Source organism: Rhizobium tibeticum (assembly GCF_900110205.1).
GTDB classification, from domain to species: domain Bacteria; phylum Pseudomonadota; class Alphaproteobacteria; order Rhizobiales; family Rhizobiaceae; genus Rhizobium; species Rhizobium tibeticum.
On sequence record NZ_FOCV01000030.1, the window covers coordinates 22,036 to 47,682 of the forward strand.

Consider the following 25,647-nt stretch of genomic DNA (forward strand, 5'->3'; position numbering starts at 1 on the left):
TTTATTTGGCATACTGCCGTTCAGGTTGATCAATATGACGATGAGTGACAAGGATCGGCAGCTTCTGTCGATTCTCAGCGAAAACGCCCGCCTGTCCACCGCCATGCTGGCGCGCAGGCTCGGCCTGTCGCGCACCACGGTCCAAGCCAAGATCGAGCGGCTTGAGCGGGACGGCGTCATTGCCGGCTATGGCGTGCGGCTTTCTGATGACTTCGAGAGCGGCCAGATAAAGGCGCACGTGCTAATTACCTTGGCGGCCAAGGCGCTCGGACGCGTCACGCAGGAGCTACAGGCGATTGCCGATGTCCGCTCGGTTTATTCGGTGAGCGGCAGTTTCGACATGATCGCAATCGTTGCGTCGGCATCGATCAGCGAACTCGACATGGTCATCGACAAGATTGGCGATATCGATGGCGTCGAGAAGACGCTCTCCTCAATCATTCTGTCGACGCGCATCAACCGCTAGTGGCGCGTCATGGCCGTGCCCTACTTTGACGGGGCACTAGGCACGATAGACGACCGCCGCACCGGTGAGACCGGCGCCTGCTGCGGCCAGAAGCAGGGTTTCACCTTCCTGCAGCGGTCGCGCGGCTGCGTCGAGCGACAAGGAGAGCGGGATTGTCGCGGCCGAAGAATTTCCGAACCGGTCGAGCGAGCAGACGGTCCGTTCGGGTTCGATCCCTAGGTTGGCTGCGACCGCCTGGAATATCCGGACATTGGCCTGGTGTGGCACGAATCTGGTGATCGCTGCGGTCTCAATGGCCGCCCTGTCGAGCGCCCTTTTCGAGGCGTTGCTCATCATGTCAACCGCCCGCGAAAACACCTCGCGTCCGTCCCGCATCGTCATCAGATATTCCTCAGCGGCGCGCTCCGGTGAAAAGGGTTTGTTACTGCCGCCTGCGGCGATCGAGATCAGCTCATAGCCGCTGCCTTCGGAGCATAGATCGGTGCCGAGGATGCCGGTGGCGGGATCGCTTGCCGGCGTCAGCACGACCGCGCCTGCTGCATCTGCAAACAGAACGCTACTGGCTCGTTCAGCCGGGTTGATGCGACGGCTGAGGATATTGGCGGCGACGACAAGAACGGCCTTGCCCTGCGTGCGCACGAAACCGTCCGCGAGCGTCAACGCGTAGAGAAATCCCGAGCAGGCGCCGGCCAGGTCGATCGCGCCCGAATTTGCAAGTCCGAGTTTATGGGCAACAAGCGGTGCCGACGGCGGCAGCAGGTGATCCGGTGTCGAGGTTGCAAGGAGCATCAAGCCGATCTCAGATCGATCGGTTCCGGCGTTATCGAGGGCCATGGCTCCTGCTTTGACGGCAAGGCCGCTAAGGGTGTCGCCGTCTTCTGCCCAATAGCGGGTACGGATGCCGGTGCGACGTTCGATCCAGCCGGTCTCGAGCCCGAGGGATTGTTCGATCTCGGTGTTTTCGACGCAGCGACCCGGAACGGCGTGGCCAAAACCTGCGATGCGCGCGGAGCGGACGCTCATCATGCTGCCGTTCCGATCAGGACGCTTGCTGCCTCGTCAATCGCATCATAGAGGCGGTCGATCTCGGCTTCCGACACGCAGTATGGCGGCATGAGGTAGATGACGTTTCCTAGAGGGCGGATGAGAAGGTTGCGCTCGCGGAAGAAGGCGCGCAGCCGCGGTCCTATGTCGGCTAAATATCCATCTGAGGGAACGGCGAGGTCCAGCGCGGCAATGGTTCCAGATTGCCGGACGTTCCTGAATCGTGGATCCCCGACAAAGCGTTGCAGCGCCTGCCCTTGCCATGCAACAAGGCGATCGATGCGCGCCTGGACCGGCTCCTCCGTCCAGATCTTCAGATTGGCAACTGCTGCCGCACAGGCAATCGGATTGGCAGTGTAGGAACTTGAATGGAAGAATGTCTTCCGGCGATCGGTCGAAAGATGCGCTTCAAAGATCTCACCTGTGCAAAGCGTTGCAGCAAGCGGCATGGCGCCCCCGGTCAGGCCCTTCGAGGTACAGAAGATGTCGGGAAGAATGCCAGCCCGAGCGCACGCAAACAGGCTACCGGTCCTGCCCCAGCCCGTCATCACCTCATCCGCGATGAGGAGCACCCCGTGGCGTTGGGCAATTTTCCTGAGTTCGCCAAGCAAGGAAGGGCTAAACATCTTCATGCCACCGGCGCCAAGCACCAGCGGCTCGATCAAAAGGGCCGCGACCCTGCCCGAGCAGCACGCTACCTCGAACGCATCAAGCGTTTTTTGCTCCAGGCCTCGCTCCGGAAATGGAAGTGAATCGACACCAAACAGCAAGGGCTCATAGGCGGCGTTGAAGACGCCCCTTTCACCGACGGACATGGTTCCGATCGTGTCGCCATGATAGCCATGCTCCATCACAACGATCCGGTCGCGTCGTCGACCGGTATTGTGGAAGAAGCCGAGCGCCATCTTCAGGGCGACTTCGACTGCCGTCGAGCCACTGTCGGAATAGAAGACGTGCTGCAGCCCAGCCGGGCTTACCTCGGTAAGACCACGGGCAAGATCCTCGGCGGGGGCGTGGGTGTATTCGGCAAAGATGATCTGGTCGTAGACATCCGTCGCCTGGCGGATCGCCTCCATGATCGTCGGGTGCCGGTGGCCGTGGGTGATCACCCACCAGGATGAAATCGCATCGAGAATGCGATTGCCGGCTTCGTCGACCAGATATGCGCCTTCCGTGGCGACGACCTTCTTCATCGCTGGCTCAAGAGCGTGCTGCGTGAATGGATGCCATATGGGGGAACGCGTCATGCCTGCAGGCTCCGAAACATCGTGATGTCGAACCCCCGATGAAAGGCTTCGATAAGTCTCTCATGGGTTAGTGGGTTGGTCGGCGCCAGTCGCCCCAACGTGCGCACGCCGCTCATCTTCACGATAATCCTCTGCGTCTCGAGGTTCTCCTCGCCTATGAAGGCAATGCCGAAGATGGGGACGGTTCGTCGCTGCAACGCCTCGACCGACATCAATGTGTGATTGATGGTGCCGAGCGAGGTGCGGGCGCAAAGAATGACAGGCACCTGCCAGCGGGCGAAGACGTCGGCGAACAGGGTCTTTGACGTCAGGGGTACGAGAACGCCGCCGGCGCCTTCGACGACAAGCGAGCCGGTAATCGCCTGCGGCGAGAGTGCGCCTGGATCTATCTCCACGTCGTCGAGCATCGCCGCATGGTGCGGAGAAGCGGGGGTCTTTAGCCGGTAGGCCTCCCGAACGATCCGTTCGGCCGGAACATTGCCCAATCGTGCGACCGTTTCAGCGTCCGTTTCTTCTTCCAGCCCCGATTGGACGGGCTTCCAGTAGCAAGCGCCGAGGGCGGACGTCAAAGCGGCAGCGAAGACAGTCTTGCCGATACCGGTGTCGGTGCCGGTGACAACGAAGCGCGCCATCATTCCTGCTCCTTTCGCATGGCAACGGACAGGCACTCGAACAGCCGCGAAATGGTCGCTTGATCAACGTTGAGGGTAATGGAGATGCGCAGTCGCGCCGTGCCGTCCGGTACGGTCGGGGGACGAATGGGCCTGACGTCGAAATCATCGCTTCGAAGGCGCTCGGCGAGCCGTACCGCGCGGCGATTATTGCCGATCAAAACTGGCTGGATCTGCGTCTTGCTGGATCGCATCCCAATCGTTGTTTCCATCTCGCGACTGGCAAAGGACACAAGTTTAGCGAGCTTATCGCGACGCTCCGGTTCATCGGCCAGGATCCGCAATGACTCTCGCAGCGTCGCCGCCATCAGCGGAGACGGCGCCGTCGAGTAGATGAAGTTCCGGGCGCGGTTGATGAGGAAATCGCAGATGATTGCCGGTCCGACGACGATCGCGCCCGATGCTCCGAGCGCCTTGCCGCAGGTGTGCAGCGTGATGCAGTTTTCCGGATGCCCCAGACATTCGGTCAGACCGCGCCCGCCTTCACCGAAGACGCCCGTCGCGTGCGCCTCGTCGACGACGAGGAAACCGTCATGCTCTGTCGCAAGCTGCGCCAACGCGCGAAGCGGCGCTTGATCTCCGTCCATCGAGTAGAGGCTCTCGACGGCGATCCACGGTCGGCCGGTGCCGCCAGCGCGACGCCATGTGCGAACGGCATCGGCGACCGCGTCCACATCGTTGTGCGGGGTTGCGATCGATGGCGCACGGCTCGCCGAAATCCCCTCATGGGCACTGGCATGGATCAGGGCGTCGTGGACGATGATGTCCTTGCGTTGTGGCAAGGTCGAGAACAACGCAACATTGGCTGCATAGCCGCTGCCGAAATAAAGCGCTCGCTCGGCCCCGAAATATGTCGCGGCATCCCGCTCCAGCGCCTCATGCTCCGGATGATTGCCACGCAGCAGGCGGGAGCCGCCTGCCCCGACCGGCATGCCGCGGTCCAGGGCATCCCGAAGGGCATCCTTGAGCCGCTGTGAATGGGCGAGGCCAAGATAGTCGTTCGAGGTGAAATCGGTGCCGGACGGCGCGACAAGGGTCCGGCTCCTCCCTTTGCGATCAAGACCAGCGAGCTGGCGCTCGTAAATCGCAAGGCTGGCGGCGGTCATTCCGCGCGCTCCAACTGCTCCGCCTTCAGCCCGAGGCGACGGAAGAGGGCTGCGTCGTGATCCTCGCCGGGGTTGTCGGCGGTCAACAAGGTTTCGCCTACGAAAATTGAATTGGCACCAGCAAAGAAACAGAGCGCCTGGGTTTCGTCTGACATATCGGTGCGTCCCGCCGACAGGCGCACGTGGGACGACGGCATCAGAATACGCGCCAGTGCGATTGTGCGGACGAAGTCGATCGGGTCGATCGGCTCTGCATTGGCAAGTCTCGATCCGGGAATCGGGATGAGCATATTGATGGGGACGCTTTCGGGCGGGGTCGGCAGGTTTGCAAGCGTGACAAGCATCGAGATGCGGTCTTCCGATGTCTCGCCCATGCCGAGAATACCGCCTGCGCAGACCTTGATGCCGGCCTTGCGGACATTGGCCAGCGTCTCCAGCCGATCGGCAAACGTGCGGGTCGTGATAATCTCGCTATAGAAGCGCTCCGAGGTGTCAACGTTGTGGTTGTAGTAGTCGAGGCCGGCGTCGGCGAGCCTGGCAGATTGCTGCGTTGTCAACATGCCAAGCGTCATGCACGTTTCCATGCCGAGCGCCCTTACGCCCTCGACCATCGCGACGATTGCATCGATGTCGCGATCCTTTGGGCTGCGCCAGGCAGCACCCATGCAGTACCGCGTTGCACCCCCGTCCTTGGCTCTTTGCGCTTCGGAAAGAACGCGCTCGACCTGCATGAGTTTCGACGCCTTGAGGCCAGTCTGATAGTGGGCAGACTGGCTGCAATAGCCGCAATCTTCAGCACATCCGCCGGTCTTGACCGACAGGAGGCGGCTCATCTGCACCGCGTTCGGGTCGAAATTGGCCCGATGGATGCTATGGGCACGAAACAGAAGGTCGTTGAATGGCAAATTATAGATAAAACGGGCCTCCGGTTGCGTTACCGGCTCACGAGAGCTGCCGTTGCAGGGGATTTCTTGGGCCGGATGGTCAATATGAGGTTGCATATGTCCGAAACCTTTGCACTATGGAATGGCGACGCGTAGATAGAAATCAATTTTATCTATAATAATATGCCGCTGTCTTAGGCAAGCGCGTTTTTCTGTGTCATCTTCTGAAGGGATTGGGCAGGTAGGCTCGCCTCTGGCTCAAGACTGCATCTTCGGGGGCCTGCCATCGCTGTCGCAACAGCCGGGACTCGGGCCACCTCTGGGACCTGGGGTGCCTCCGCTCGCAAAGAGCGTTAGATGGCGCCGGAGGCACGCTTGGCGATTGCCCTGTCGCAGACGAGGGAGCAGGTCACTATCACGCCGATGCGCAAACCGCATGGAACCTAGGTAGGCGCCGTTGGCTCTAGCCGACGATTGCAAACCGATTGCGGGACGCGTGCTGCATTCGCCGCGACGGTCCTCCGATCCATTGCACGTGCCGCTCCAGCGCGGTCACCGCATTCTCGACCTTGCCGGCGCGGAGAAACGCAAGAATGGCGCGATGGTCCTTGTCGACGCGTGGCTCCCAGTCTGTCAGCCAGGTGGCGAACAGAAATCGGGCGCTTGCTGCATGCAGGTCGTCAATGGCCGAGAGCAGCCGCGGCATGCCGCAAGGGTCGAGGATGAGCTTGTGAAACCTGCGATTGGCCTCTTCCCAGGTGCGGACATCGCGCGCGTTGTCACCGTCGATCGTCGCCTGTTCGGCCTGATCGAGACGGGACGGCGTCAGGTGTTCGGCCGAATGGCGAAGAGCAAGACCTTCAAGTGCTGCGCGCATCTTGGCGACCTCCTGCACTTCCTTGAGATCAAACGAGGCGACACGAACGCCACGCCGCGGCTCGCTGACGGCGAGGCCTTGCGCTTCGAGACGACGAAGGGCCTCGCGCACGGGTACGTGCGAGGACCCGAACTCCTCGGCGATGTGGTCCTGCTTTAGCTTCGAGCCGGGCGGCAAGGCACCTGTCACAATGCGCTCTGCGAGCGCGCGACTTATCCGGCCCGCTATCGTGTCGTCGTTATGAATAGTCATATTTTAGAGATAGTTCCTGCGCTCGACGCTGTCGAGGTGCGTGCCATGCGCGGCTGTGGATTTGTCGGCCGCTTCGGCCCAGATCGTGTCATGAACGGATTGGTTTTCTCGCGTGACAGATCCTGCCGTTTTCGAGGTTGAAGCCAGTGTCAAGAATGGCTTGCCGCTCGCCTTCGTCGGGTAAAGATTGCGACTTTCGTGGAGCCGGTGCGCTGGGGTGAGTGACATCACTGCGCGACCACCCGGGCGCCCATTGAGCGACATCGGATGCTCGCTCACCTATCAACCTTTGCTCACCATGCCGCGGATGAGGTGGGGCGGTGCTCACAAGGGGCGTGATGTTTCGCTTGCTGTCGCAGTCGCTGGGTCGCCGCTGATCCTTGGGTCGCGCCGGTCTTGATTGGGTGGGGGCATCAAATGCAACCCGGTGTGGTGAGGCGTGTCTCCTCTGGATCAGTTGGAGGCGCTCGGCTGGCTGATGCAGCAAGACGCAAGCCGGGCATGCGACTAGTCTCGTGAACCCTTGTTGAAGAGGTGCAGTTCGGCTTCGGCGAGGTGCTTTGCGCGTTACGCAATCGCTCCGACATTAGCAGTCCTGGTGGTGCTAGGCGCCGGGTTTGATGCGGCCGGCAGGGGCTCCGACCGGGTCGTTCGCGAGCAGGCGCGGTTGCACGCGGAATTTGGATGGGCATGAATTTTCGAATGGCTAGCCGTGAGGCCTGCCTTTTCGCGGGACACTGGCCCGGTTCGCGGGCGACGACGTTGACGAGGGATGCGCGATATTTGAAGGGCTGCGTGGTCAGCGTGAACGCAGGCGCCAGATGGTGGTGCGGTGAAAGAGGTGATTTTCTCGGCGCGATATCGCTCGCCATTGCCGGCCAACCGGTGAATGATCGGTGTGCGATATCGGCAGTGGCGGAGAGAGATCGCTTAGGTGCGTCTGCGACAACGGGCGCGCGGGGCGGCACGGTTGCTGCCGCGACGGGCTGAATCTGGCGATGGCTCGCAAGGGTCGCGGAAACGTGTTGGCGGCGCGGCGAACGAGGCAAAGACGCGGTGGGCGTTGACGGTGGCTGAGCTCAAATGACGGCCGGGCCACTTGCTCGCGGTTCGGGTGGTGCGGGGTCCCTGGTAGCGAGCGCCGTTCAAACAACCGGGCGAAGTTCCCCGCGGGGAACAATTAGAACGAATGACGCCTCCTGTCGCAGCCGTCAGCGCCTTTGCGTATCAACATCGGCTCGCCGTGGTTCCCCGTGAAGGCTGGTTCTCAAGTCGTTAATCCCCAGATAGCCGTGCGGATGCGGTTGACAAATCACCGCCCAATCCGAGATTCTAGTTGCCTGCGCTTCGGCGCTCCAGATCCGTTTTGGCGCAAAACAGCGGGCTTGGATCCCTCTCGGAAGCGATTTTTCGGGCCGAACTCCACTTCAAGTGCATACCGTCCAGCGGAACGAAACGCAGAGTTAGCTACCGTCCGTGCAAATACGTATGGTTAACCAAGAGTTTAGCTCTTGGGTTCAGCAGGTTCAGCAGGCGCTACGGAAGCGATCAATGCAGGTTGCAAGCACCTTTTCCCCGGGCCGCTTCCACCAGTTCCCCGCCGAAAAGATCTCGACCTCCTGAGGGCCTTGGTAACCCGCCGCCTCGATGGCGCGACGGATCCCTTTGAGGTCGATGACACCGTCTCCCATCATCCCGCGGTCGAGCAACAGGTCGGTGGTGGGAACCAGCCAGTCGCAGATATGGTGGGCAAGGATGCGGCCGCCGGCGCCTGCCCGGGAAATCTGCTCCCCAAGCTTCGGATCCCACCAGACGTGGTAGACGTCGATGGCGACGCCGATGCCGTCCCCGAGAAGGTCGCAGATGTCGAGCGCCTGTTCGAGCGTGTTCACGCAAGCACGATCGGCGGCATACATCGGATGCAGCGGTTCGATGGCAAGCGGTATGCCGGCTGCACGCGCATGCGGCAGGATCGCTGCGATGCCTTCGGCCACCATCTCGCGCGCATGTGCGATATCTCGGGATCCGGCGGGCAGACCGCCGACGACGAGGACCAGGCAGTCCGCGTTGAGGGCGGCAGCCTCATCGATGGCCTTCCTGTTGTCGTCGATTGCGGCTGCCCGTCCTGCAGCGTCGGCTGCGGCGAACATGCCGCCGCGGCAAAGGCCTGTTACCTGCAGCCCGTTGTCGGCGACGATCCGGGCGGCTTCCGAGAGGCCAATGGCGTGCACCTGATCGCGCCAGGGCGCGATCGCAACGACATCCTGCTTGAGACAGGCTTCGATGGCCTGCCTCATATTGTATTGCTCTCGGACGGTCGCGAGATTGATGGAAAGGCCGTCGACTGCCATGTGTCTTCCTCCCTCACCCGCTGTCGCGAGGTGCATGCCCGTGACGTTCAAATGCCGATTGTCGCCAGGATCGTTTTCATTCGAGCGGCGGCGATATCCGGATCACGCAGGACGCGGGCCTTGTCGGCGAGCCGGAACAGCTCGGCAAGATGCACCATCGAGCGCGCGCTTTGCTGGCCGCCGAGCATCTGGAAGTGGTTCTGAAAGCCGTTGAGATAGGCAAGGAAGACAACGCCGGTCTTGTAGAATCGCGTCGGCGCCTTGAAGATGTGCCGCGACAGGGGGACCGTCGGAGCCAGGATATCGTGGAAGCCGGCGAGATCGTCCTTGGCAAGCTTGTGCAGGGCAGCACTCGCCGCAGGCGCAATGGCATCGAAAATACCGAGCAGGGCGTGCGAATATCCCTGTTCATCGCCGGCAATGAGCTCTGCGTAGTTGAAGTCGTCGCCGGTGTACATCTTCACCGCCGCATCAAGGCGGCGGCGCATGATGATCTCCTTTTCAGCCGAAAGCAGAGAGATCTTCACGCCATCCACCTTGCTTGCGTGGTCATTGATGATGGCGATCGCCGTTTCCATGGCTTCGATGTCGTCACGCGAGCCCCAATAACCCGAAAGCGCAGGATCGAACATGTCGCCGAGCCAGTGGATGATGACCGGCTGGCGGACCTGCCTCAGGATACGGTCGTAGACGCGCACGTAATCCTCGGGGTTCTTGGCAGCTGCGGCGAGAGCGCGGCTTGCCATCAAGATGATCCTGCCACCCTGCCCTTCGACATACGCGACCTGCTCTTCATAGGCGCGGATCACATCATCGATGCCGATATCGGGGCCTGGCGGCAAGTGGTCGGTGCCGGCGCCATAGGCAATCAGCGCATCGGGGCGCTGGTGCGCGGCCGATTGCACGTTGGCGATGAGCTCTTTGGCACCGGTCCAGTCGAGCCCCATGCCGCGCTGGGCCGTGTCCATCGCCTCGGCGACGCCGAGACCGAGATCCCACAGATATTCGCGGAACGCGATCGTGCGTTGCCAGTCGATGTTGCGGGCGAGCCAGGGATCGTTGTCGGCCAACGGATCGACAACGACATGAGCGGCCGCATAGGCAACACGGTTGAAGGCGTGCCCGCCAGCCGGGCGCTGCGGCGCGGCAAGCGGTGTGTTGACGACGGTGTAGTCCTGCAACGTGCCGCCGGAAACGGGAAGGCGAATTGTCGTTGCCATGATCGTCAGGCAACCTTGCGCACAGACGTGTCGGCGAGCGAGGGAACGTCCACCCAGCGGCGTTCCTTCCAGCTCTTATGCGCCAGTTCGGCGAGCTGAACGCCCTTGGCGCCTTCGCGCAGGGTGAATCTCCACGGTGCATCCTCGACGACGTAGCGCAGGTAGTCTTCCCATTGGGCCTTGAAGCCGTTGTCAAAGACCTGGGTTTCCGGAACCTCGTCCCAGGTCTTGTAGAAGTCGATGGTCTGCGGCTGGTCCGGATTCCAGACCGGCTTCGGGGTGTTGACGCGATGCTGGGTCCAGCACTTCGTCAGGCCGCAAACAGCCGAGCCATGCGTGCCGTCGACCTGAAACGTCACAAGGTCGTCGCGGCGCACGCGAACCGTCCAGGAAGAGTTGATGTGGGCGACGATGCCGCCCTCGAGTTCGAACGTCGAATAAGCTGCATCGTCGGCGTCGGCCCGGTAGGTCTTGCCATCCTCGTCGACACGGCTAGGGATATGGGTGGAGGCATAGCAACTGACCGCCTTGACCTCGCCGAACAGGTTGTCCAGCACGTAGCGCCAGTGCGGCAGCATATCGAGGATCATGCCGCCGCCGTCGGCCGCGCGATAGTTCCAGGAGGGGCGCTGCGCCTTCACGCCCCAATCGCCTTCGAATACCCAGTAGCCAAACTCGCCGCGAACCGACAGTATCTTGCCGAAGAAGCCGCTGTCCTTGAGCAATGCGATCTTGCGTAGACCCGGCAGATAGAGCTTGTCCTGAACGACGCCGTTCTTGACGCCGCGCTGCTCGGCGAGCGTCGCAACGGAAAGCGCTTCATCAAGTGTCTCGGAGATAGGTTTCTCGCAATAGACATGCTTGCCGGCTTCGATTGCCTTCTTCAGCAGTGATACGCGCATTTGCGTCGAGCCGGCGTCAAAGAAAATCTTGTTGTTCGCATCGGCAAGGGCGCTGTCGAGATCGGTGGTCGTGCGCGTCAAGCCGTGCTTGCGGGCGATCGCTTCGATCTTGTCGGCGCTGCGTCCAACGAGGATCGGATCGGGCATCAGGCGGTCGCCATTGGCAAGCTGAAGGCCCCCCTGCTCCCGGATCGCCAGAATGGACCGCACCAGATGCTGATTGTAGCCCATGCGGCCGGTAATCCCGTGCATGATCATGCCAAGCGATATCATCGCCATCTGCGTCTTCCTCCCAAGTAAATAACTATTTAGTTACATAATTGACATGCAGTCTCTGCGCTGTCAACCCGGCCCGCCGCCAAGGGCGTCTCCGACAAGAAATCTCAAGCGTCGCGTGTGGAGATCTGGAGCAAATTTGGTAGCCGAGGGCCAGGCTCGGACGGAGCGCGCAATCTTCTGGATATCCGACACGGAACCTCTTATGCGGTAGAACAAGTGATTGGTTTGAATTCCCGCAAGTCGGACATATGAAGGCAATTTCAGGCACCAACCTCGAGCAGGCAAAATCGCACAACCGGCGCGTCGTGATCGAAGCGATCCGAACGAGCGGCCCCTTGTCGCGTGCCGCTCTTGCCAAGTTGACGGCGCTCAGCACTCAGACGGTCTCCAACATCGTCGACGAGCTTGAGGGGGCAAAGCTACTGAAGGCGGAAGCGCCTCAAAAGATCGCGCGCGGCCAGCCGATCACGCCATATTCGATCAATCCTGACGGCGCCTATTCCATCGGCCTGGAACTGGAGCGGGATCATGCAGTTGGGGTCCTGACAGATCTTTCGGGACGCGTCCGGGCAAGGATCGAAAGGGCCGTCGACAGGCCGACGCCTGCCGAGGCGATGCCTATCCTGGCCGGTATCGCTGAGGAGTTGCAGCGAAACTTCCGCTTCGATCGCGCCCGCCTCCTCGGTGTCGGAATCGCGATGCCGGGGCGTTACGCCACCGAAGGGGTGACATCCCTCAGCCCAGTGACACTGCCTGGTTGGCAAGGTTTTCCGGTGGCCCGCGAGCTAGCCGGTCTGGTTGGCGTGCCCGTTCTCGTCGAGAACGACGCGACGGCTGCGGCAATCGGCGAGCGGCTCTATGGCGTCGCGCGCGGTCTAAGCAGCTTTGTCTACCTGTTTCTTGGGGGTGGCATCGGCGCCGGCATGTTCCTTGACGGTCATCTTTACAAGGGCAGCCGCAGCAATGCGGGCGAGATCGGCCATATGATCGTGGTCCCGAATGGCCAGGCCTGCGTGTGCGGCAAGCGTGGTTGTCTGGACCGCTATGTTTCCCTCGGCTCGGCCTACGAGTATCTCAACGTTCAGGATCATGAGCAGTACGCTCCTGAGACCCGGGATGCTCTGATCGAGCAAGCGACCGGTCGGATTGACGCCTGGGCGAAGGCTGCAGCCGAACCCATGCGCCAGACGATCGATTTTCTCGAACTGGCCTTCGACCCGCAGACGATCGTTCTCGGCGGTTCCATGCCTTCTTCGCTGTTGCAGCGCCTTGCCCGTCAGTTGGAACCACTGCACACGCCGGTTAATCCGGGGGCCGAGCGAAGCCTGCCCCGCATCATGATCGGAGCGACCGGCAGAGACACGGCGATTTTGGGCGCCGCGGCTCTGCCGATATTTTCGGAAACGAACCCGCGGTTCGATGTGCTCCAGAAGCCTTTAGGCTGACAGCATCACGGATAGCCATAGAGGATCGGCATCAATCCCGCGAGCGCCTTGAAACGCTCCCAGGATTTGTCGGCTGGTTTCGTCCAGGCGGCCTCGGCAAGCGCCGAGATTCGGGGGAAGACCAGGCGATCGAAGACTGCGCGGTCGGTCATCGGCTCCGACCAGATGCAGGCCTGGATACCGCGCAGCTTCATCTTCTGCTCGTCGCTCCAGCCTTCGACAGGATCGAAATTATAGAGCTTCTCCGGCTCCGACCACCCTGCCCAGCTGGCGCCGGGCTCGTCCCAATCGGGGCTGTTTGCCATGTCGAGATAGTAGACCTGCCCCGGGCAGACCACCATCTCGTAGCCTTGACCGGCAAGGGCGGCCGAGACTTCGACGCTGCGCCAGCCGCAGAGATAGCTCTTGGTCTTGTCGATGACGTTGCCGTGCGCAGCTTCTTCCCATCCGCCCGTGATGCAGCCTTGCTCGGCAAGGAACTGCTGGATCCTTGCGAGGAAAACGGATTGCAGAACCGCAGCTCCAGAACCGTCGATGTCATCGGCGCCGTGTGCATTGGTGATGACGTTGAGGCGCTTGGCGTGTGCGTCAGCCATTGCGTCTCCCGCGATCTCGCGCAGCCGCGCCAGCGCTTCCGGGGACCCCGACCAGGCACCGAGCGGCACCTCGTCGGCGCCGATATGGATCGTCTTGAAGGGAAAGAGCTCGATCAGTTCGCGGAAGATGGTTTCCAAAACCTCGTAGGTCTTCTCGCGCGCCGGGTTCACGCAGTTGTCTGGAAAGCCCTGGACGGAAAAATAGCTTCCGACCTCCTGCGGGTCGCGAAGCTCAGGGATTGCCTGCTGCATGGCAAAGCAATGTCCCGGCACATCGATCTCCGGCACGACCTCGATGCCGAGTTCCTTGGCGTGCGCCACAATCTCGCGAACCGCAGCTTTGGTGTAATAGCCGCCGGTACGTGCCGCGCCCGAGCCGAGCAGCGGCGGAATGGCAAGTCCGTGTCCGCGCCAGGCGCCGACTTCGGTCAGTGCCGGATAGGCATCGATTTCCACGCGCCAGGCTTCGTCGTCCGACAGGTGCCAATGGAAGCGGTTGACCTTGTTCCAGGCGAGAATGGCGAGCAACTTCTTGATTTCAGCCACGCCATAGAACTGACGGGCAACGTCAAGATGAAGGCCACGCCATCCCATGGACGGCTCGTCGCGGATCTCGCCTTCGACGGGGAAGCGGAATGCGTGCGGATAACGATGCGCGCCGCGCCAGATCTGGCCGAGCGTGATCAGACCATAGAGCAGGCCCGTCTGCGTGCTGGCGGAGATGCGAATGATATCATCCGAGAAGGACACACCATAGGCCTCCGGTGTGAAACCGTCGACGATCTGCAGCATGGCAGGCATTCCGCCTTCTGAGGCTGGACGAACGATCCCCTCGACGGCAAAAAGCTGTTCGACGAGGCCGGTAAAGGTGGCCGCCGCGGCAATTGCCCGCGGATCACTGGCGTTAAGGGCAAATCCAGGGGGGACCGAACGCTTGCCCGATACCGACACCTCGTTCGGCCACGGCACGATCGAAACAGGCACCGGCGGATTGGCCGGCACGGGATAGATTTCTGCGCCGCGCTTCAAGGGAGAATTGTTGGCGAGCGAGCGGGTCGGTTCGACCGAGAGCGACAACGTGCTGCCGTCGGCAAAGGCGACATAGGCGCCGGTGGCACCATCCGTCCAATGCTGGAACGGCCAGCTGAGAGCGGAGATCGTCAATGTCCAGGTCTTGCCTGCCTCAAGCTCGAACTTTTCGGGCGGCAGGAATTCGGTGAAATTCGACAGCCGGCGACCGATCGTGCCGCCCTCGATTTGAACCGCCGGATCCACGCGTCCCGGGCCACTGATGCAGAGGCTGAAACCGGCGATTGGGTTCGACGAAAGGTTCTTGAGAGTGAGGCTATAGGCCTGCCCTCGTTCTTCGGATGCGGGTTGCCACGAGGTTTCGAGCCGCAGGGCGGGTTGGCGCTGTTTTATCATGATTGTCTCTTGGTGACGTTGCTGAACATACAGGGGCTGTCCCGGCAGCGCCGAGACTCATTCTCATTTAATCAATCAATTTGATTTAATCAGCTGTCGTCGGCTGGCGTCAATCGGAGGCAAGAAAATTATCGGGCGTGCAAGTCGCCGAAGAGCCGCCCGAACCGTAGCAGTTGGCGGCGCCGCGATCGCTATCAGCGCTTTGCCGCGTCCGGATGGGCGGCCTTGAATGCTGGCATTGCATTGCACGCGTCAGCAATGCGTGCGACCCGTGGGAAAGTCGACAATTCGATACCCCAGCGACGGGCGTTGTAGACCTGCGGCACCAAGCAGAAATCTGCCATGGTCGGCGTGTCGCCAAAACAGAAGCGGCCGCTTGTCGGATCATCAAGCATCTTTTCCAGTGCCTGAAGTCCGCTGCCGATGAACTTGATCATCCACTCCGTTCGGGCGCCCTCCTCGCCAGTAAGGTGGACGACGTGAGAGACGACGTTGAGGTTGCAGATCGGGTGAACGTCCATGGCAACGGCATAGGACAGCGCCCTCACCCGCTGCCGCCCGGCGGCGGTATCGGGCAGGAACCCGTTTTCGGGGCGGGTTTCGGCCAGGTATTCAATGATGGCCAGCGATTGGGTCAGGATATGTCCGTCGATGCGCAGGCTCGGGACCAGGCCTTGAGGGTTGATCCTCAGGTAGTTCGGATCCTTGTGAGCCGAGGCGAGCAGGTCGATCGGCACGGTCTCGTAGGCAAGTCCCAGCATTTGAAGCGCTATGCGGACCCGAAAGCTCGCCGAGGAGCGCCAGTAGCCGTAGAGCACGATCTCCGTCATTGCCTCCGGTCTCCATCGCAGCGTTGCACCGTCTGCTCGATCGCACCGAAGATCGATGCACCATGCCTGTCGTTCATCTCGATGCGAACGACATCGCCGAAATGCAGGTACGGCGTCCTTGGTCCGCCGTGCTCGATGGTCTCGATCATTCGGATCTCGGCGATACAGGAATACCCATCCCCACCCTCGTCAATCGGCCTGCCGGGGCCGCCATCGCGCTTGTTGGAAACCGTGCCGGAGCCGATGATAGAGCCTGCGGTCAAAGAGCGCGTCTTTGCCGCATGTGCAACGAGCTGCCCGAAGTCGAATGTCATGTCGACGCCGGCATTGGCGCGGCCAAACGGAGAGCCGTTCAGACTGACCAGCAGCGGAAGATGTAGCTTGCCGTCCTTCCAGGCCTCGCCGAGCTCGTCTGTCGTGACGGCCACTGGCGAGAAGGCCGATGAGGGTTTCGATTGGAAGAAGCCGAATCCCTTGGCAAGCTCATCGGGAATGAGGCCCCGCAGTGAGACGTCATTCACCAACATCACCAGCCGGATCGCCTCGCGTGCCTGATCCGGCGGTGCACCCATGGGCACGTCGTCGACGATCACTGCGACTTCCCCTTCCATATCGATGCCATAGGCCTCGTCGGCCGCAAGGATCGGATCACAAGACGCCAGGAACGTGTCGGAACCGCCCTGGTACATCAGAGGATCGGTCCAGAACGTCGTCGGCATCTGCGCGTTTCGCGCCTTTCGCACCAACTCAACGTGGTTGACGTAGGCCGACCCATCGGCCCACTGGTAGGCGCGCGGCAGAGGCGAATGCACAGTCCGTGGATCAAAGGGCTCGGATAGGTGAGAGCCTTCTTCCAGGCGTTCGGCGATGCGCGCAAGCTTGGGCGCGATGGCCGACCAGTCGTCCAGCGCTGCCTGCAAGGTGGGGACCTCGCCCGCATCGGCAAAGCGCGTCAGGTCGCGGGAGACGACGATCAGCCGGCCGTCCCGCGTGGAGTCTTTGAGTGTGGCAAGTTTCATGGGACCTGTCCGCGTTCGCTGTGGTGGCTCACTTGATGCCCGGCGTTCCGTCGAAGCGCCGCTCCAGACCATCCCAACACTCGATGTAATCGTCCTGCAGCGTCTCCAGTTCCGCCGCGTATTTGGTCAGTTGCTGCGGGAACCGGGTCTCGAACATGAACGCCATCGTGTGATCCAGCTTGACCGGTTTCAGCTCCGAGTTGGACGCCTTTTCGAAGCCGGACGCATCTGGTCCATGTGGCAGCATCATGTTGTGCAGGCTCATGCCGCCTGGAACGAAGCCCTTTTCCTTGGCATCGTATTGTCCAAGGATCAGGCCCATGAACTCGCTCATGATGTTGCGATGATACCAGGGGGGGCGGAACGTGTGCTCGGCAACCAGCCATCGGGGCGGAAAGATCACGAAGTCGACATTGGCAGTGCCCTGTTCTCCACTCGGCGCCGTCAGCACCGTGAAAATCGACGGATCCGGATGATCGAATAGAATCGCCCCGACCGGGGAGAAGGTTCTGAGATCGTATTTGAACGGCGTGTAGTTTCCGTGCCATGCCACGACGTCGAGCGGCGAGTGACCGATCTGCGTCATGTAGAACCTGCCGCACCATTTCACATGGACCCGGCACGCTATCTCCTTGTCCTCGAAGGCGGCGACCGGGGTCTTGAAGTCGCGGGCGTTCGCCAGGCAGTTGGCGCCGATCGGCCCGCGATCCGGCATGGTGAACTTTGCTCCGTAGTTCTCGCAGATGTAACCACGCCATTCTGTTCCCTCGCCGAGACGTGAGACCTTGAACATCATCCCACGGGGGATGAGGCAGATCTCCGCGGGCTCGACCTCCATGACACCCATCTCCGTGAACACGCTGATGGCGCCGCGCTGAGGCACAATCAGCAGTTCGCCGTCGGCATTGAAGAAATAGTCGTCGACCATGTCTTCGTTGAAGGCGTAGGCATGCGCGGCCATGCCGACCTGGGTCATCACATCGCCGGCTGCCGTCATCGTTCGAATTCCGGCAAGAAAGTCCGCGCCGGCCGTTGGCGCCGGGATCGGGTCCCACCGCAGCTGTCCAAGCGGCAGCGAGTGATCGTCCAGGCACGGCGCCGATTTCCAGAACGGATAGCTCGCATTGGTAAAACGCCGCGTGTGGCGAACACTTGGCCTGATACGATAGAGCCAGGAGCGCTCGTTCGTCCCCCGGGGAGCTGTGAATGGCGAGCCGGACAGCTGCTCGGCATAGAGACCGTAGTTGCACTTTTGCGGGCTGTTTTGCCCCTGTGGCAGTGTCCCGGGAAGCGCCTCCGTCTCAAAATCGTTGCCAAAGCCTGGCATGTAGGAAACTTCGCCGGCTCCCGCCCGCGCACGGGAACGTGGTGCTTCGGTCGTGTCCATGCTTGCATCTCCTCCATTTATATAGTTACAAACGTAACCGTCGATTTTGTAACTATCAAGGAGCAGGAATGGCCGATGGATTCGAACTTGACGGCTTCATCCCGTACCGGCTCAACCGGGCATCGGAACTGGTCAGCCTGTCATTTGCCCGGCAGTACAAGCAGGAGTTTGATCTGACCCGGCCCGAATGGCGCACGCTGGCCGCACTCGGCAGCGTCGGGGTGATGACGGCAAAGGACATCGGCGCGCATTCGCATATGCACAAGACAAAGGTCAGCCGGGCAGTCCAGGCACTGGAACAGCGGCACTGGCTGAAGAGAGTTCCAAGCGACACCGACCGACGCTTCGAGCAGATCGAACTCACCGCGCTTGGGCGGCAATACTATCAAAAAATCACCCGCCTTGCCGACAAGTACCAGGAGACCGTGCGCATGACACTCGGCGAAGAGGCCATCCGGCATCTCGATCTGGCGCTCGCGGCCATCGAGGCGTCTGCGGGACTGTCGCGCAAATCGAAATGAATTATGATCCGGAAAGCGGATAACCTTCGAAGTTCTTCAACGTATTGAGAACAATCGAGGTCTTCACGTGCTGAACCGATTCGTGCGGCAGCAGCACGTCGTTGACGAAGCGCGAAAGGCCGGACAGGCCACGGGTCGCGACTTTCAGGTGATAGTCCATTTCGCCGGTCAGCGCATAGGCTTCAAGGACCTCGGGAAGGCCGTTGACCAATTGCGCAAAGCGGCGAGCGTTGTCGCGATTGTGGGTTGCGAGCGTCACCGAGATGACGACCAAAAGGTTAAGCCCCAGCCTGTCCGGATCGAGCTTTGCCTGATAGCCGCGAATGAAGCCCTCGGCTTCCAGTCGCGTTCGCCGTCGCGAACATTGAGACGCTGAAAGGGCAATGCGCTCGGACAGTTCGATATTGGTCAGTCGTCCGTCGCTTTGGAGCGCGGCGAGGATCTTCCGATCAAATCCATCCAGTTGCTCAGACATTGTAAGATCCGTCCGTTATCTGCACGTTCCGTGCGGAACATTTGCCAAACATGCCCATAATGCAAGCACATTGCATGAAAGCGGAGCGATAATTTGCATCAGATGACTACAGCATCAGGAGCAGCAAATGGGCCCCTATCCGCACGACGCACCGCCGTCTCAAATCACAACGGACAATCCGGCCGGCACGGATGGGTTCGAGTTCGTCGAATTCGCGCACCCGCAGCCGGAAAACCTCGCGGAACTGTTCACCTGCATGGGGTATCGAGCGGTTGCCAAGCACAAGAGCAAGGACATCACCGTCTGGCGCCAGGGTGACATCAACTATCTCGTCAATGCCGAGCCGGACAGCCACGCGACGCGATTTGTCGGCGATCACGGCCCCTGCGCTCCGGCCATGGCGTGGCGTGTGGTCGATGCCAAGCATGCCTTTGACCACGCCGTCGCCAAGGGCGCGACCCCTTACGAGGGCGACGACAAGACGCTCGATGTGCCAGCGATCGTCGGTATTGGCGGCTCGCTTCTCTACTTCGTGGAACGCTACGGCGCGAAAGGATCGGCTTACGATCTCGAGTTTGACTGGTTGGGCAAACCCAATCCGCGGCCAGACGGCGTTGGTTTCTTTTATCTCGACCATCTCACCCATAACGTCTATCGCGGCAACATGGACAAGTGGTGGGACTTCTACCGCGAACTGTTCAATTTCAAGCAGATTCACTTCTTCAACATTGATGGCCGCATTACCGGCCTGATGAGCCGCGCAATCACCTCGCCGTGCGGCAAGATTCGCATTCCGCTGAATGAATCGAAGGACGATACCAGCCAGATCGAGGAATATCTGAAGAAGTACAAGGGTGAAGGCATCCAGCATATTGCTGTCGGAACCGACGCCATCTACGAAGCGACCGACAAGCTCGCCGAGAACGGGCTTCGCTTCATGCCCGGCCCACCCGAAACTTACTACGACATGTCAGTTCAGCGCGTCACCGGCCACGCCGAACCGATCGACAGGATGCGTCGGCACGGCATTCTGATCGATGGCGAAGGCGTACTCGATGGCGGCACGACCAAGATCCTGTTGCAGATCTTCTCGAAGACCGTTATCGGCCCGATCTTTTTCGAGTTCATCCAACGCAAAGGCGACGAAGGTTTCGGCGAGGGCAACTTCAGGGCGCTTTTCGAATCCATCGAAGCCGACCAGATACGCCGTGGCGTGATCAAGCCCGCTGCCGCTTAGCGGCCGAAATGACGAGCGCAATCAGTGGCCATCGGGGGCAACAGCCTCCGGCGGCACTGTTTCCAGCAGGTTCTTGCGATGGAAAATAAACAGGCCGGCCACGACGATAATCGTGCCGCCTGTGATCACGTAAAGATCAGGAACGTCACCGAAGAAGAGGTATCCCAGTGCAATCGCCCAGATCAGCAGGCTGTACTGCAGCGGTGCCAGCAGTGAAGCCGGTGCAAGCTTCAGCGAACGCGTGATCAAGAGGTGCGCGCAGGACGCGACGACGCCAAGCCCAATCATGCCGCCGAGTTCGACCGGTGTTGTCGGTTGCCAGGCGCCGATCGATAGCACTGCCCCGACGACAAGGGCGGCGATCATCTGCCAGGTGACGAGGGTCGTATCGCTTGTATTGCGGAGATATCGGTTCAGGACGAGCGCCATCGAAAAGGAGAGGCTGCCGACAATTCCGAAGAGAGATGGCAGCGACAGCATTGCCGAGGACGGGCGAAGCGCAATCACAACGCCGCAAAAGCCGACGAAGACGGCGAGCCAACGGCGCCAGCCGATGCGTTCGTTGAGGAAGAAGTGCGACAGGGCCGCGACGTAGATCGGCCCGGCCATGTAGAAGGTCATCACGTCGGCCAGCGGCAGATAGGCGACTGCGGCGTAAAACAAGCCGACATCGAGCGTCGCCAAGAGGACGCGCAGAAACTGCAGTCCCTTCTGCTCCACCTTGAAAAGCTCGGCTGGACCCTGTCTGGCGATGAGCGGCCCAAGGATGATGAAGCATCCAAGTGAGCGGATGAGCAGCACCTGCCCGACAGAGAAGCTCGTTACCAGCCACTTACCCATCGCATCGTTGAGCGCGAAGAGAAAGTCCCCGAGGAGCATCAGAACAACGCCCATCAATACGAAGTTCCTGAGGCCTGTCGCGGTAGGCTGCGGTTGCATGTCGGATTCCTGTTGCCGGTTGCCGCCTCGCTGCGGCAGGCGGGCCGTCGCCCATATCGACCAGGGTGTCAAGCCATCGCGGAGGCTATTGCGACGTGCCCCGCAGCATTTCGATGATTGCCGAGAAATCGCGGCCGCCATTCCCCTGTTTCTCGAAAAGGGCGTAAAGCTGCGAGGCTTCGGCTCCAAGCGGCGTAGACGCGCCAGTGGATAGTGCAGCCTCTTGTGATAGTCGCAGATCCTTCAACATCAGCGCCGCCGCGAAACCCGGTTTGTATCCGTTGTTTGCCGGCGATGTCGGAACCGGCCCCGGGACAGGGCAATAGGTGCTGATCGACCAGCATTGTCCAGACGAGGTCGAGGCGACGTCGAACAGCGCTTGATGCGAAAGACCGAGCTTTTCGCCAAGTGCGAACGCCTCGCAAACACCGATCATCGATATGCCGAGGATCATGTTATTGCAGATTTTGGCTGCCTGCCCGGCGCCCGGCTCTCCGCAATGGACGATCTTCTTGCCCATCGCTTCGAGGATGGGCTTTGCCTTTGCGAAGGCCTCGTCGGAGCCACCCGCCATGAAGGTCAGAGTCCCGGCCGCCGCTCCGCCGGTGCCACCCGAAACAGGGGCATCGAGGGAAAGGCAGCCGGCATTGCTTGCCATTTCGTGTGCCTTGCGGGCACTGTCGACGTCGATCGTGGAGCTGTCGATGACAAGCGTCCCGGCGGGAATCGAACGGAGAATGTCCGTCCATGCGCTGAGCACGTGCTTGCCCTGCGGCAACATCGTCACGACGATTTCCGCGTCTAAGACGGCCTGGCTGATATGGCTCGCCGCCGTTACGCCCTGCGCTTGCGCGGCCTGCAGCACCGGTGCTGCGAGATCGAAGCCGGTGACTTGATGACCCGCCTTGACGAGGTTGGCGGCCATCGGCCCGCCCATGTTGCCAAGCCCGATGAATGCGATTCGTGCCATGCCGTTCTCCTATCTGTTGTCCGCCAGGATCATGGCCGCTGCCATTTCGGCGATCATGATCGTCGGCGAATTGGTGTTGCCTGATGTGATGGTCGGCATCACGGAGGCGTCTGCAATCCGAAGCTTCGCCAAAGCCCTGAACCTGAGGCGCGGGTCGACGACACTTTCGCGATCCGCGCCCATTCGGCATGTCCCGACAGGGTGGAAGATCGTCGTGCCGATATCGCCGGCCGCCTCGGCCAGTTCCGCATCGGTACGGTAGCTCGGGCCAGGTTTGAACTCTTCCGGCTGGAACCGCGCGAATGACGGTTCTGCGACAATTTTCCGTGTCAGGCGTATCGAGCGAATAGCTATGTCGCGATCGCGTTCGGTCGAGAGATAGTTCGGGCTGATCGTCGGCTGGGCGGCAAAATCCGGGCTTGCCACATGCACCGAACCGCGGCTTTCAGGCCTGAGGTTGCAAACGCTTGCGGTGATGGCTGGGAATGGGTGCACCGGGTCGCCGAACTTGTCGAGTGACACGGGCTGCACATGATATTGAAGGTCCGGCGTTTCCTTGTCGGGGCCGGATCGGGTAAAGATGCCAAGCTGGCTTGGCGCCATCGCCATCGGGCCGGAGCGCCTGACGAGATATTCCAGACCAATCGCTGCCTTGCCGATGAGCCTCGTTGCCTTCTCGTTTAATGTCGGAACGCCGGTGACTTTGTAGGCCATGCGAAGCTGCAGGTGATCCTGTAGGTTCTCGCCTATGCCCTTCACCTCGGTGATGACCTCCACGCCCGCGTTCCGCAGCACATCGCCGCGGCCGAGGCCCGACAATTCCAGAATGTGCGGTGAACCGATCGCACCCGCTGCAAGGACCGTTTCCCTTGCCGCGTGTGCGCGTTTCGTGATGCCCCGATGCTGATAATCGACACCTGTGACCGCGCCTTCCTCGATGACCAAGCGACACACCTGCGCCTTCGTCAGGACCGTCAGATTGCTCCGCCGCATGGCCGGACGCAGGAAGGCCTTGGCGGTGTTCCAGCGAATGCCCGACCGCTGGTTGACGTCGAAGTAGCCGGATCCCTCATTGTTGCCGGTGTTAAAATCGGGGCTCTCGGGAATGCCTGCCTCCCTGGCCGCCGCCTGGAATGCATCGAGCACTGCCCAGCGCACACGGGCCTTTTCCACACGCCATTCACCGCCGGCGCCATGCAGTTCGTTCTCACCGCGATAGTGATCTTCCGATTTGCGGAAGAACGGAAGAACCTCGTCCCAGCTCCAGCCGGTGCATCCCATCTGCCGCCAGAGATCATAGTCGCGCGCCTGGCCGCGCATGTAGATCATCCCGTTGATCGAGGAGCAGCCGCCAAGCACCTTGCCGCGCGGATAGTTTAGCGCGCGCCCGTTCAATCCCTGTTGCGGGGCGGTCGTGAAGCACCAGTCGGTGCGCGGATTGTTGATGCAATAGAGATATCCGACGGGGATATGGATCCAGTGATAGTTGTCGCTGCCGCCGGCCTCCAGCAGCAGCACGCGCGTGTTCCTGTCCTCGGACAGCCGATTGGCGAGCACGCAGCCGGCACTGCCGGCGCCAATGATGATGTAGTCGAAACGATCCATGATTATGTCACCCCGCGGCTTAGCGGCGGTAGACGAAGCCGAGCTTCCGACCAAGACGCGAAGCGTAGAACTCGCCAATGATGCCGCGGCGGAAGATCAGCACGCAAATCATGAACACGATGCCGGTGATGATCGTCACCGGAAATTCTGATGTCGCCAGGTAGTTTTCGAGTGTCACGACGAGGCCGGCGCCGAACAGCGGACCAATCAGCGTCCCGATGCCGCCAAGCAGGGTCATCAGGATCACCTCGCCCGACATCTGCCAGGCAACATCGGTCAGGGTCGCGAACTGGAAGACGAGCGATTTGACCGCCCCGGCGAGCCCCGCGAGCGCCGCCGACATCACGAAGGCGCCAAGCTTGTAGCGGGCGACGGAATAGCCGAGCGATATCGCCCGTTGCTCGTTTTCCCGGATCGATTTCAGGATCATTCCGAAGGGCGAATTGATGAAACGCCAAATGATCAGGATACCGACGACAAAGACGGCAAGCACGAAGTAGTACATGTTGGTCGCGTCATTGAGATCGAGGAGGCCGAACAGATGGCCGCGCGGCACGGATTGGATTCCGTCCTCGCCATGCGTGAAGTCTGATTGCAGGCAGAAGAAGAAGAACATCTGCGATAGGGCCAGTGTAATCATCGCAAAATAGATGCCCTGGCGTCGGATCGCGAAGAATCCCATGACGAGGCCGAGGGCGGCAGCGCCTACCACACCGATGACGATGCCAAGCTCTGGCGAAAACCCCCATTCCTTCACGGCATGGGCGGTAAAATAAGCAGCACCGCCGAAGAACGTCGCATGGCCGAACGACAGAAGACCGGTGTAGCCAAGAAGAAGATTGAAGGCGCAGGCAAACAGCGCGAAGCACAAGAGCTTCATCAGGAAAATCGGATAGAAGAAGAACGGCGCCAAGAGCAGGAGCAGCAGGCCGATGATGAGGAAGGCTGCCTGCACCGAAAGGGCAGTGCGGTTCTTTTCCGTTCTCATGGTTTCGGTGATCTCTGTCATCGTCATGCATCCCGGCCGAAGAGGCCCGCGGGCCTGATGAGGAGAACGATTGCCATGATGACGAAGATCACGATGTTGGAAGCTTCGGGATAGAAGACCTTGGTGAGACCTTCGGCAATACCGAGTACGTAGCCGGTGATGATCGCCCCCATGATCGAGCCCATGCCGCCGACCACAACGACCGCAAAGACGACGATGATCATGCTGGAGCCCATCAGCGGCGACACCTGATAGATCGGTGCGGCAAGCACGCCCGCGAAGGCAGCAAGACCGGCTCCGAGCGCATAGGTCATGGTCAGGAGGACGGGCACGTTGACGCCAAATGCCTGGACGAGTGTCGCATTCTCGGTCGCTGCCCGCAGATATGCGCCGAGTTTCGTCTTCTCGATCAGGAGCCAGGTGCTGAGGCAGACCACGAGCGATACGGCCACGACCCAACCGCGATAGATCGGCAGAAACATGAAGCCAAGATTGACGGCCCCTGCAAGGGCGGCGGGCTGCGCATACGGCTGCCCGGAAGAGCCATAGAGGTAGCGAAAGGTGCCCTCCACGGCGAGTGCGAGCCCGAAGGTGAAGAGCAGTCCGTACAGCGGATCGAGGTCATAGAGCCGGCGAAGGAACAATCGCTCGATCACCGCGCCGGCCAGGCCGACGATGACGGGCGCCAGGATCAGCGACGGCCAATAGCCGATACCGGCATAGGCAAGCAGGAGGTAGGCGGCGAAGGCGCCGAGCATATATTGCGCGCCGTGCGCGAAATTGATGACCCGCAACAGACCGAAGATGATGGCGAGCCCGAGGCTCAAGAGGGCATAGAAAGAGCCGTTAATCAGGCCGATCAGCAACTGGCCCATAAACGCCTGAAGGGGAATGCCGAAGATCATCGTCAT

The 25,647-nt window shown here is 60.9% G+C and carries 23 protein-coding genes; 4 read left to right on the forward strand and 19 right to left on the reverse strand.

Annotated features, from left to right (window positions below; translation table 11 throughout):
* Window positions 1–34: 34 nt before the first annotated feature.
* Entirely contained in the window at window positions 35–466 is a 432-nt protein-coding gene (locus BSG20_RS26165; protein WP_024315250.1) for an Lrp/AsnC family transcriptional regulator, read from the forward strand.
* Between the two features lie 36 nt (window positions 467–502).
* Here the strand turns inward: BSG20_RS26165 and BSG20_RS26170 are convergent, their stop codons facing one another.
* The 9 genes from BSG20_RS26170 to BSG20_RS26215 all read right to left on the reverse strand — a co-directional run bounded on the left by BSG20_RS26170 (window position 503) and on the right by BSG20_RS26215 (window position 11,293).
* Entirely contained in the window at window positions 503–1,489 is a 987-nt protein-coding gene (locus BSG20_RS26170) for a beta-ketoacyl-ACP synthase III (RefSeq protein WP_072380090.1), read from the reverse strand.
* Window positions 1,489–2,757 carry an adenosylmethionine--8-amino-7-oxononanoate transaminase gene (locus tag BSG20_RS26175; protein WP_072380049.1) on the reverse strand — a complete coding sequence of 423 codons (1,269 nt, stop codon included), beginning with the start codon at window positions 2,755–2,757 and terminating at the stop codon, window positions 1,489–1,491. The genes BSG20_RS26170 and BSG20_RS26175 overlap by 1 nt, the downstream gene beginning before the upstream one ends.
* Window positions 2,754–3,392, reverse strand: a complete 639-nt coding sequence (gene bioD, locus BSG20_RS26180; RefSeq protein WP_072380047.1) for a dethiobiotin synthase — start codon at window positions 3,390–3,392, stop codon at window positions 2,754–2,756. Before bioD ends, BSG20_RS26175 begins: the two co-directional genes overlap by 4 nt.
* A complete protein-coding gene (locus BSG20_RS26185) occupies window positions 3,389–4,534 on the reverse strand; it encodes an 8-amino-7-oxononanoate synthase (RefSeq protein ID WP_072380045.1) in 1,146 nt (381 codons plus the stop codon). Before BSG20_RS26185 ends, bioD begins: the two co-directional genes overlap by 4 nt.
* Window positions 4,531–5,535, reverse strand: a complete 1,005-nt coding sequence (bioB, locus tag BSG20_RS26190; protein ID WP_093041466.1) for a biotin synthase BioB — start codon at window positions 5,533–5,535, stop codon at window positions 4,531–4,533. The genes BSG20_RS26185 and bioB overlap by 4 nt, the downstream gene beginning before the upstream one ends.
* Window positions 5,536–5,881: 346 nt before the next feature.
* A complete protein-coding gene (locus BSG20_RS26195; RefSeq protein ID WP_072380043.1) occupies window positions 5,882–6,547 on the reverse strand; it encodes a GntR family transcriptional regulator in 666 nt (221 codons plus the stop codon).
* Window positions 6,548–8,073: 1,526 nt separating this feature from the next.
* The gene (locus tag BSG20_RS26205) at window positions 8,074–8,898 is read right to left on the reverse strand and encodes a sugar phosphate isomerase/epimerase family protein (protein WP_072380038.1); all 825 of its coding nucleotides are present in this window, start codon (window positions 8,896–8,898) and stop codon (window positions 8,074–8,076) included.
* A 47-nt stretch (window positions 8,899–8,945) separates the two neighbouring features.
* Window positions 8,946–10,118, reverse strand: a complete 1,173-nt coding sequence (locus BSG20_RS26210) for a dihydrodipicolinate synthase family protein (RefSeq protein WP_072380036.1) — start codon at window positions 10,116–10,118, stop codon at window positions 8,946–8,948.
* 5 nt (window positions 10,119–10,123) lie between these two features.
* Window positions 10,124–11,293 carry a Gfo/Idh/MocA family protein gene (locus BSG20_RS26215; protein ID WP_093041472.1) on the reverse strand — a complete coding sequence of 390 codons (1,170 nt, stop codon included), beginning with the start codon at window positions 11,291–11,293 and terminating at the stop codon, window positions 10,124–10,126.
* 254 nt (window positions 11,294–11,547) lie between these two features.
* Here BSG20_RS26215 and BSG20_RS26220 point away from each other — a divergent pair, with 254 nt between their 5' ends.
* The gene (locus BSG20_RS26220; protein WP_072380032.1) at window positions 11,548–12,744 is read left to right on the forward strand and encodes an ROK family transcriptional regulator; all 1,197 of its coding nucleotides are present in this window, start codon (window positions 11,548–11,550) and stop codon (window positions 12,742–12,744) included.
* A gap of 5 nt (window positions 12,745–12,749) precedes the next feature.
* Here the strand turns inward: BSG20_RS26220 and BSG20_RS26225 are convergent, their stop codons facing one another.
* The 4 genes from BSG20_RS26225 to hmgA form a co-directional block, all read right to left on the reverse strand.
* Entirely contained in the window at window positions 12,750–14,765 is a 2,016-nt protein-coding gene (locus BSG20_RS26225) for a beta-N-acetylhexosaminidase (protein ID WP_072380030.1), read from the reverse strand.
* Window positions 14,766–14,959: 194 nt separating this feature from the next.
* Window positions 14,960–15,595 (reverse strand): maleylacetoacetate isomerase, encoded by a 636-nt coding sequence (gene maiA, locus BSG20_RS26230; RefSeq protein WP_072380028.1) that lies wholly within the window; start codon window positions 15,593–15,595, stop codon window positions 14,960–14,962.
* Window positions 15,592–16,614, reverse strand: a complete 1,023-nt coding sequence (locus BSG20_RS26235) for a fumarylacetoacetate hydrolase family protein (protein ID WP_072380026.1) — start codon at window positions 16,612–16,614, stop codon at window positions 15,592–15,594. Before BSG20_RS26235 ends, maiA begins: the two co-directional genes overlap by 4 nt.
* Window positions 16,615–16,642: 28 nt before the next feature.
* Window positions 16,643–18,001, reverse strand: a complete 1,359-nt coding sequence (gene hmgA, locus BSG20_RS26240) for a homogentisate 1,2-dioxygenase (protein ID WP_072380024.1) — start codon at window positions 17,999–18,001, stop codon at window positions 16,643–16,645.
* Between the two features lie 68 nt (window positions 18,002–18,069).
* Here hmgA and BSG20_RS26245 point away from each other — a divergent pair, with 68 nt between their 5' ends.
* Window positions 18,070–18,522 (forward strand): MarR family winged helix-turn-helix transcriptional regulator, encoded by a 453-nt coding sequence (locus BSG20_RS26245; protein ID WP_072380022.1) that lies wholly within the window; start codon window positions 18,070–18,072, stop codon window positions 18,520–18,522.
* A gap of 1 nt (window position 18,523) precedes the next feature.
* On the opposite strand, the gene BSG20_RS26250 is transcribed toward BSG20_RS26245, so the two are convergent.
* The gene (locus BSG20_RS26250) at window positions 18,524–18,997 is read right to left on the reverse strand and encodes an Lrp/AsnC family transcriptional regulator (RefSeq protein WP_072380019.1); all 474 of its coding nucleotides are present in this window, start codon (window positions 18,995–18,997) and stop codon (window positions 18,524–18,526) included.
* 127 nt (window positions 18,998–19,124) lie between these two features.
* Between BSG20_RS26250 and hppD the strand changes: the two genes are divergently transcribed.
* On the forward strand, window positions 19,125–20,234 hold the full coding sequence (hppD, locus tag BSG20_RS26255; protein WP_072380017.1) for a 4-hydroxyphenylpyruvate dioxygenase: 1,110 nt from the start codon (window positions 19,125–19,127) through the stop codon (window positions 20,232–20,234).
* 21 nt (window positions 20,235–20,255) lie between these two features.
* Here the strand turns inward: hppD and BSG20_RS26260 are convergent, their stop codons facing one another.
* The 5 genes from BSG20_RS26260 to BSG20_RS26280 form a co-directional block, all read right to left on the reverse strand.
* Complete coding sequence (locus tag BSG20_RS26260) at window positions 20,256–21,173, reverse strand: DMT family transporter (RefSeq protein WP_072380015.1); 918 nt, start codon at window positions 21,171–21,173, stop codon at window positions 20,256–20,258.
* 85 nt (window positions 21,174–21,258) lie between these two features.
* Entirely contained in the window at window positions 21,259–22,143 is an 885-nt protein-coding gene (gene mmsB, locus BSG20_RS26265) for a 3-hydroxyisobutyrate dehydrogenase (RefSeq protein WP_072380013.1), read from the reverse strand.
* A 9-nt stretch (window positions 22,144–22,152) separates the two neighbouring features.
* On the reverse strand, window positions 22,153–23,748 hold the full coding sequence (locus BSG20_RS26270) for a GMC family oxidoreductase (protein WP_072380011.1): 1,596 nt from the start codon (window positions 23,746–23,748) through the stop codon (window positions 22,153–22,155).
* A 19-nt stretch (window positions 23,749–23,767) separates the two neighbouring features.
* The gene (locus BSG20_RS26275) at window positions 23,768–24,757 is read right to left on the reverse strand and encodes a branched-chain amino acid ABC transporter permease (RefSeq protein ID WP_072380089.1); all 990 of its coding nucleotides are present in this window, start codon (window positions 24,755–24,757) and stop codon (window positions 23,768–23,770) included.
* 2 nt (window positions 24,758–24,759) lie between these two features.
* Window positions 24,760–25,647: a branched-chain amino acid ABC transporter permease gene (locus BSG20_RS26280; protein WP_072380009.1), complete on the reverse strand. Its 888-nt coding sequence runs from the start codon at window positions 25,645–25,647 to the stop codon at window positions 24,760–24,762.

Bases quoted from the DNA above. Each gene is read 5' to 3' on its own strand.
- maiA (WP_072380028.1), bottom strand. From the start codon at position 15,595: ATGACGGAGATCGTGCTCTACGGCTACTGGCGCTCCTCGGCGAGCTTT.
- BSG20_RS26275 (WP_072380089.1), bottom strand. From the start codon at position 24,757: ATGACAGAGATCACCGAAACCATGAGAACGGAAAAGAACCGCACTGCC.
- BSG20_RS26165 (WP_024315250.1), top strand. From the start codon at position 35: ATGACGATGAGTGACAAGGATCGGCAGCTTCTGTCGATTCTCAGCGAA.
- bioD (WP_072380047.1), bottom strand. From the start codon at position 3,392: ATGATGGCGCGCTTCGTTGTCACCGGCACCGACACCGGTATCGGCAAG.
- hmgA (WP_072380024.1), bottom strand. From the start codon at position 18,001: ATGGACACGACCGAAGCACCACGTTCCCGTGCGCGGGCGGGAGCCGGC.
- BSG20_RS26270 (WP_072380011.1), bottom strand. From the start codon at position 23,748: ATGGATCGTTTCGACTACATCATCATTGGCGCCGGCAGTGCCGGCTGC.
- BSG20_RS26235 (WP_072380026.1), bottom strand. From the start codon at position 16,614: ATGAAACTTGCCACACTCAAAGACTCCACGCGGGACGGCCGGCTGATC.
- BSG20_RS26175 (WP_072380049.1), bottom strand. From the start codon at position 2,757: ATGACGCGTTCCCCCATATGGCATCCATTCACGCAGCACGCTCTTGAG.
- BSG20_RS26210 (WP_072380036.1), bottom strand. From the start codon at position 10,118: ATGGCAACGACAATTCGCCTTCCCGTTTCCGGCGGCACGTTGCAGGAC.
- BSG20_RS26185 (WP_072380045.1), bottom strand. From the start codon at position 4,534: ATGACCGCCGCCAGCCTTGCGATTTACGAGCGCCAGCTCGCTGGTCTT.
- BSG20_RS26280 (WP_072380009.1), bottom strand. From the start codon at position 25,647: ATGACGATGATCTTCGGCATTCCCCTTCAGGCGTTTATGGGCCAGTTG.
- BSG20_RS26195 (WP_072380043.1), bottom strand. From the start codon at position 6,547: ATGACTATTCATAACGACGACACGATAGCGGGCCGGATAAGTCGCGCG.
- mmsB (WP_072380013.1), bottom strand. From the start codon at position 22,143: ATGGCACGAATCGCATTCATCGGGCTTGGCAACATGGGCGGGCCGATG.
- BSG20_RS26215 (WP_093041472.1), bottom strand. From the start codon at position 11,293: ATGATATCGCTTGGCATGATCATGCACGGGATTACCGGCCGCATGGGC.
- BSG20_RS26225 (WP_072380030.1), bottom strand. From the start codon at position 14,765: ATGATAAAACAGCGCCAACCCGCCCTGCGGCTCGAAACCTCGTGGCAA.
- BSG20_RS26205 (WP_072380038.1), bottom strand. From the start codon at position 8,898: ATGGCAGTCGACGGCCTTTCCATCAATCTCGCGACCGTCCGAGAGCAA.
- BSG20_RS26260 (WP_072380015.1), bottom strand. From the start codon at position 21,173: ATGCAACCGCAGCCTACCGCGACAGGCCTCAGGAACTTCGTATTGATG.
- BSG20_RS26245 (WP_072380022.1), top strand. From the start codon at position 18,070: ATGGCCGATGGATTCGAACTTGACGGCTTCATCCCGTACCGGCTCAAC.
- BSG20_RS26220 (WP_072380032.1), top strand. From the start codon at position 11,548: ATGAAGGCAATTTCAGGCACCAACCTCGAGCAGGCAAAATCGCACAAC.
- BSG20_RS26170 (WP_072380090.1), bottom strand. From the start codon at position 1,489: ATGAGCGTCCGCTCCGCGCGCATCGCAGGTTTTGGCCACGCCGTTCCG.
- hppD (WP_072380017.1), top strand. From the start codon at position 19,125: ATGGGCCCCTATCCGCACGACGCACCGCCGTCTCAAATCACAACGGAC.
- BSG20_RS26250 (WP_072380019.1), bottom strand. From the start codon at position 18,997: ATGTCTGAGCAACTGGATGGATTTGATCGGAAGATCCTCGCCGCGCTC.
- bioB (WP_093041466.1), bottom strand. From the start codon at position 5,535: ATGCAACCTCATATTGACCATCCGGCCCAAGAAATCCCCTGCAACGGC.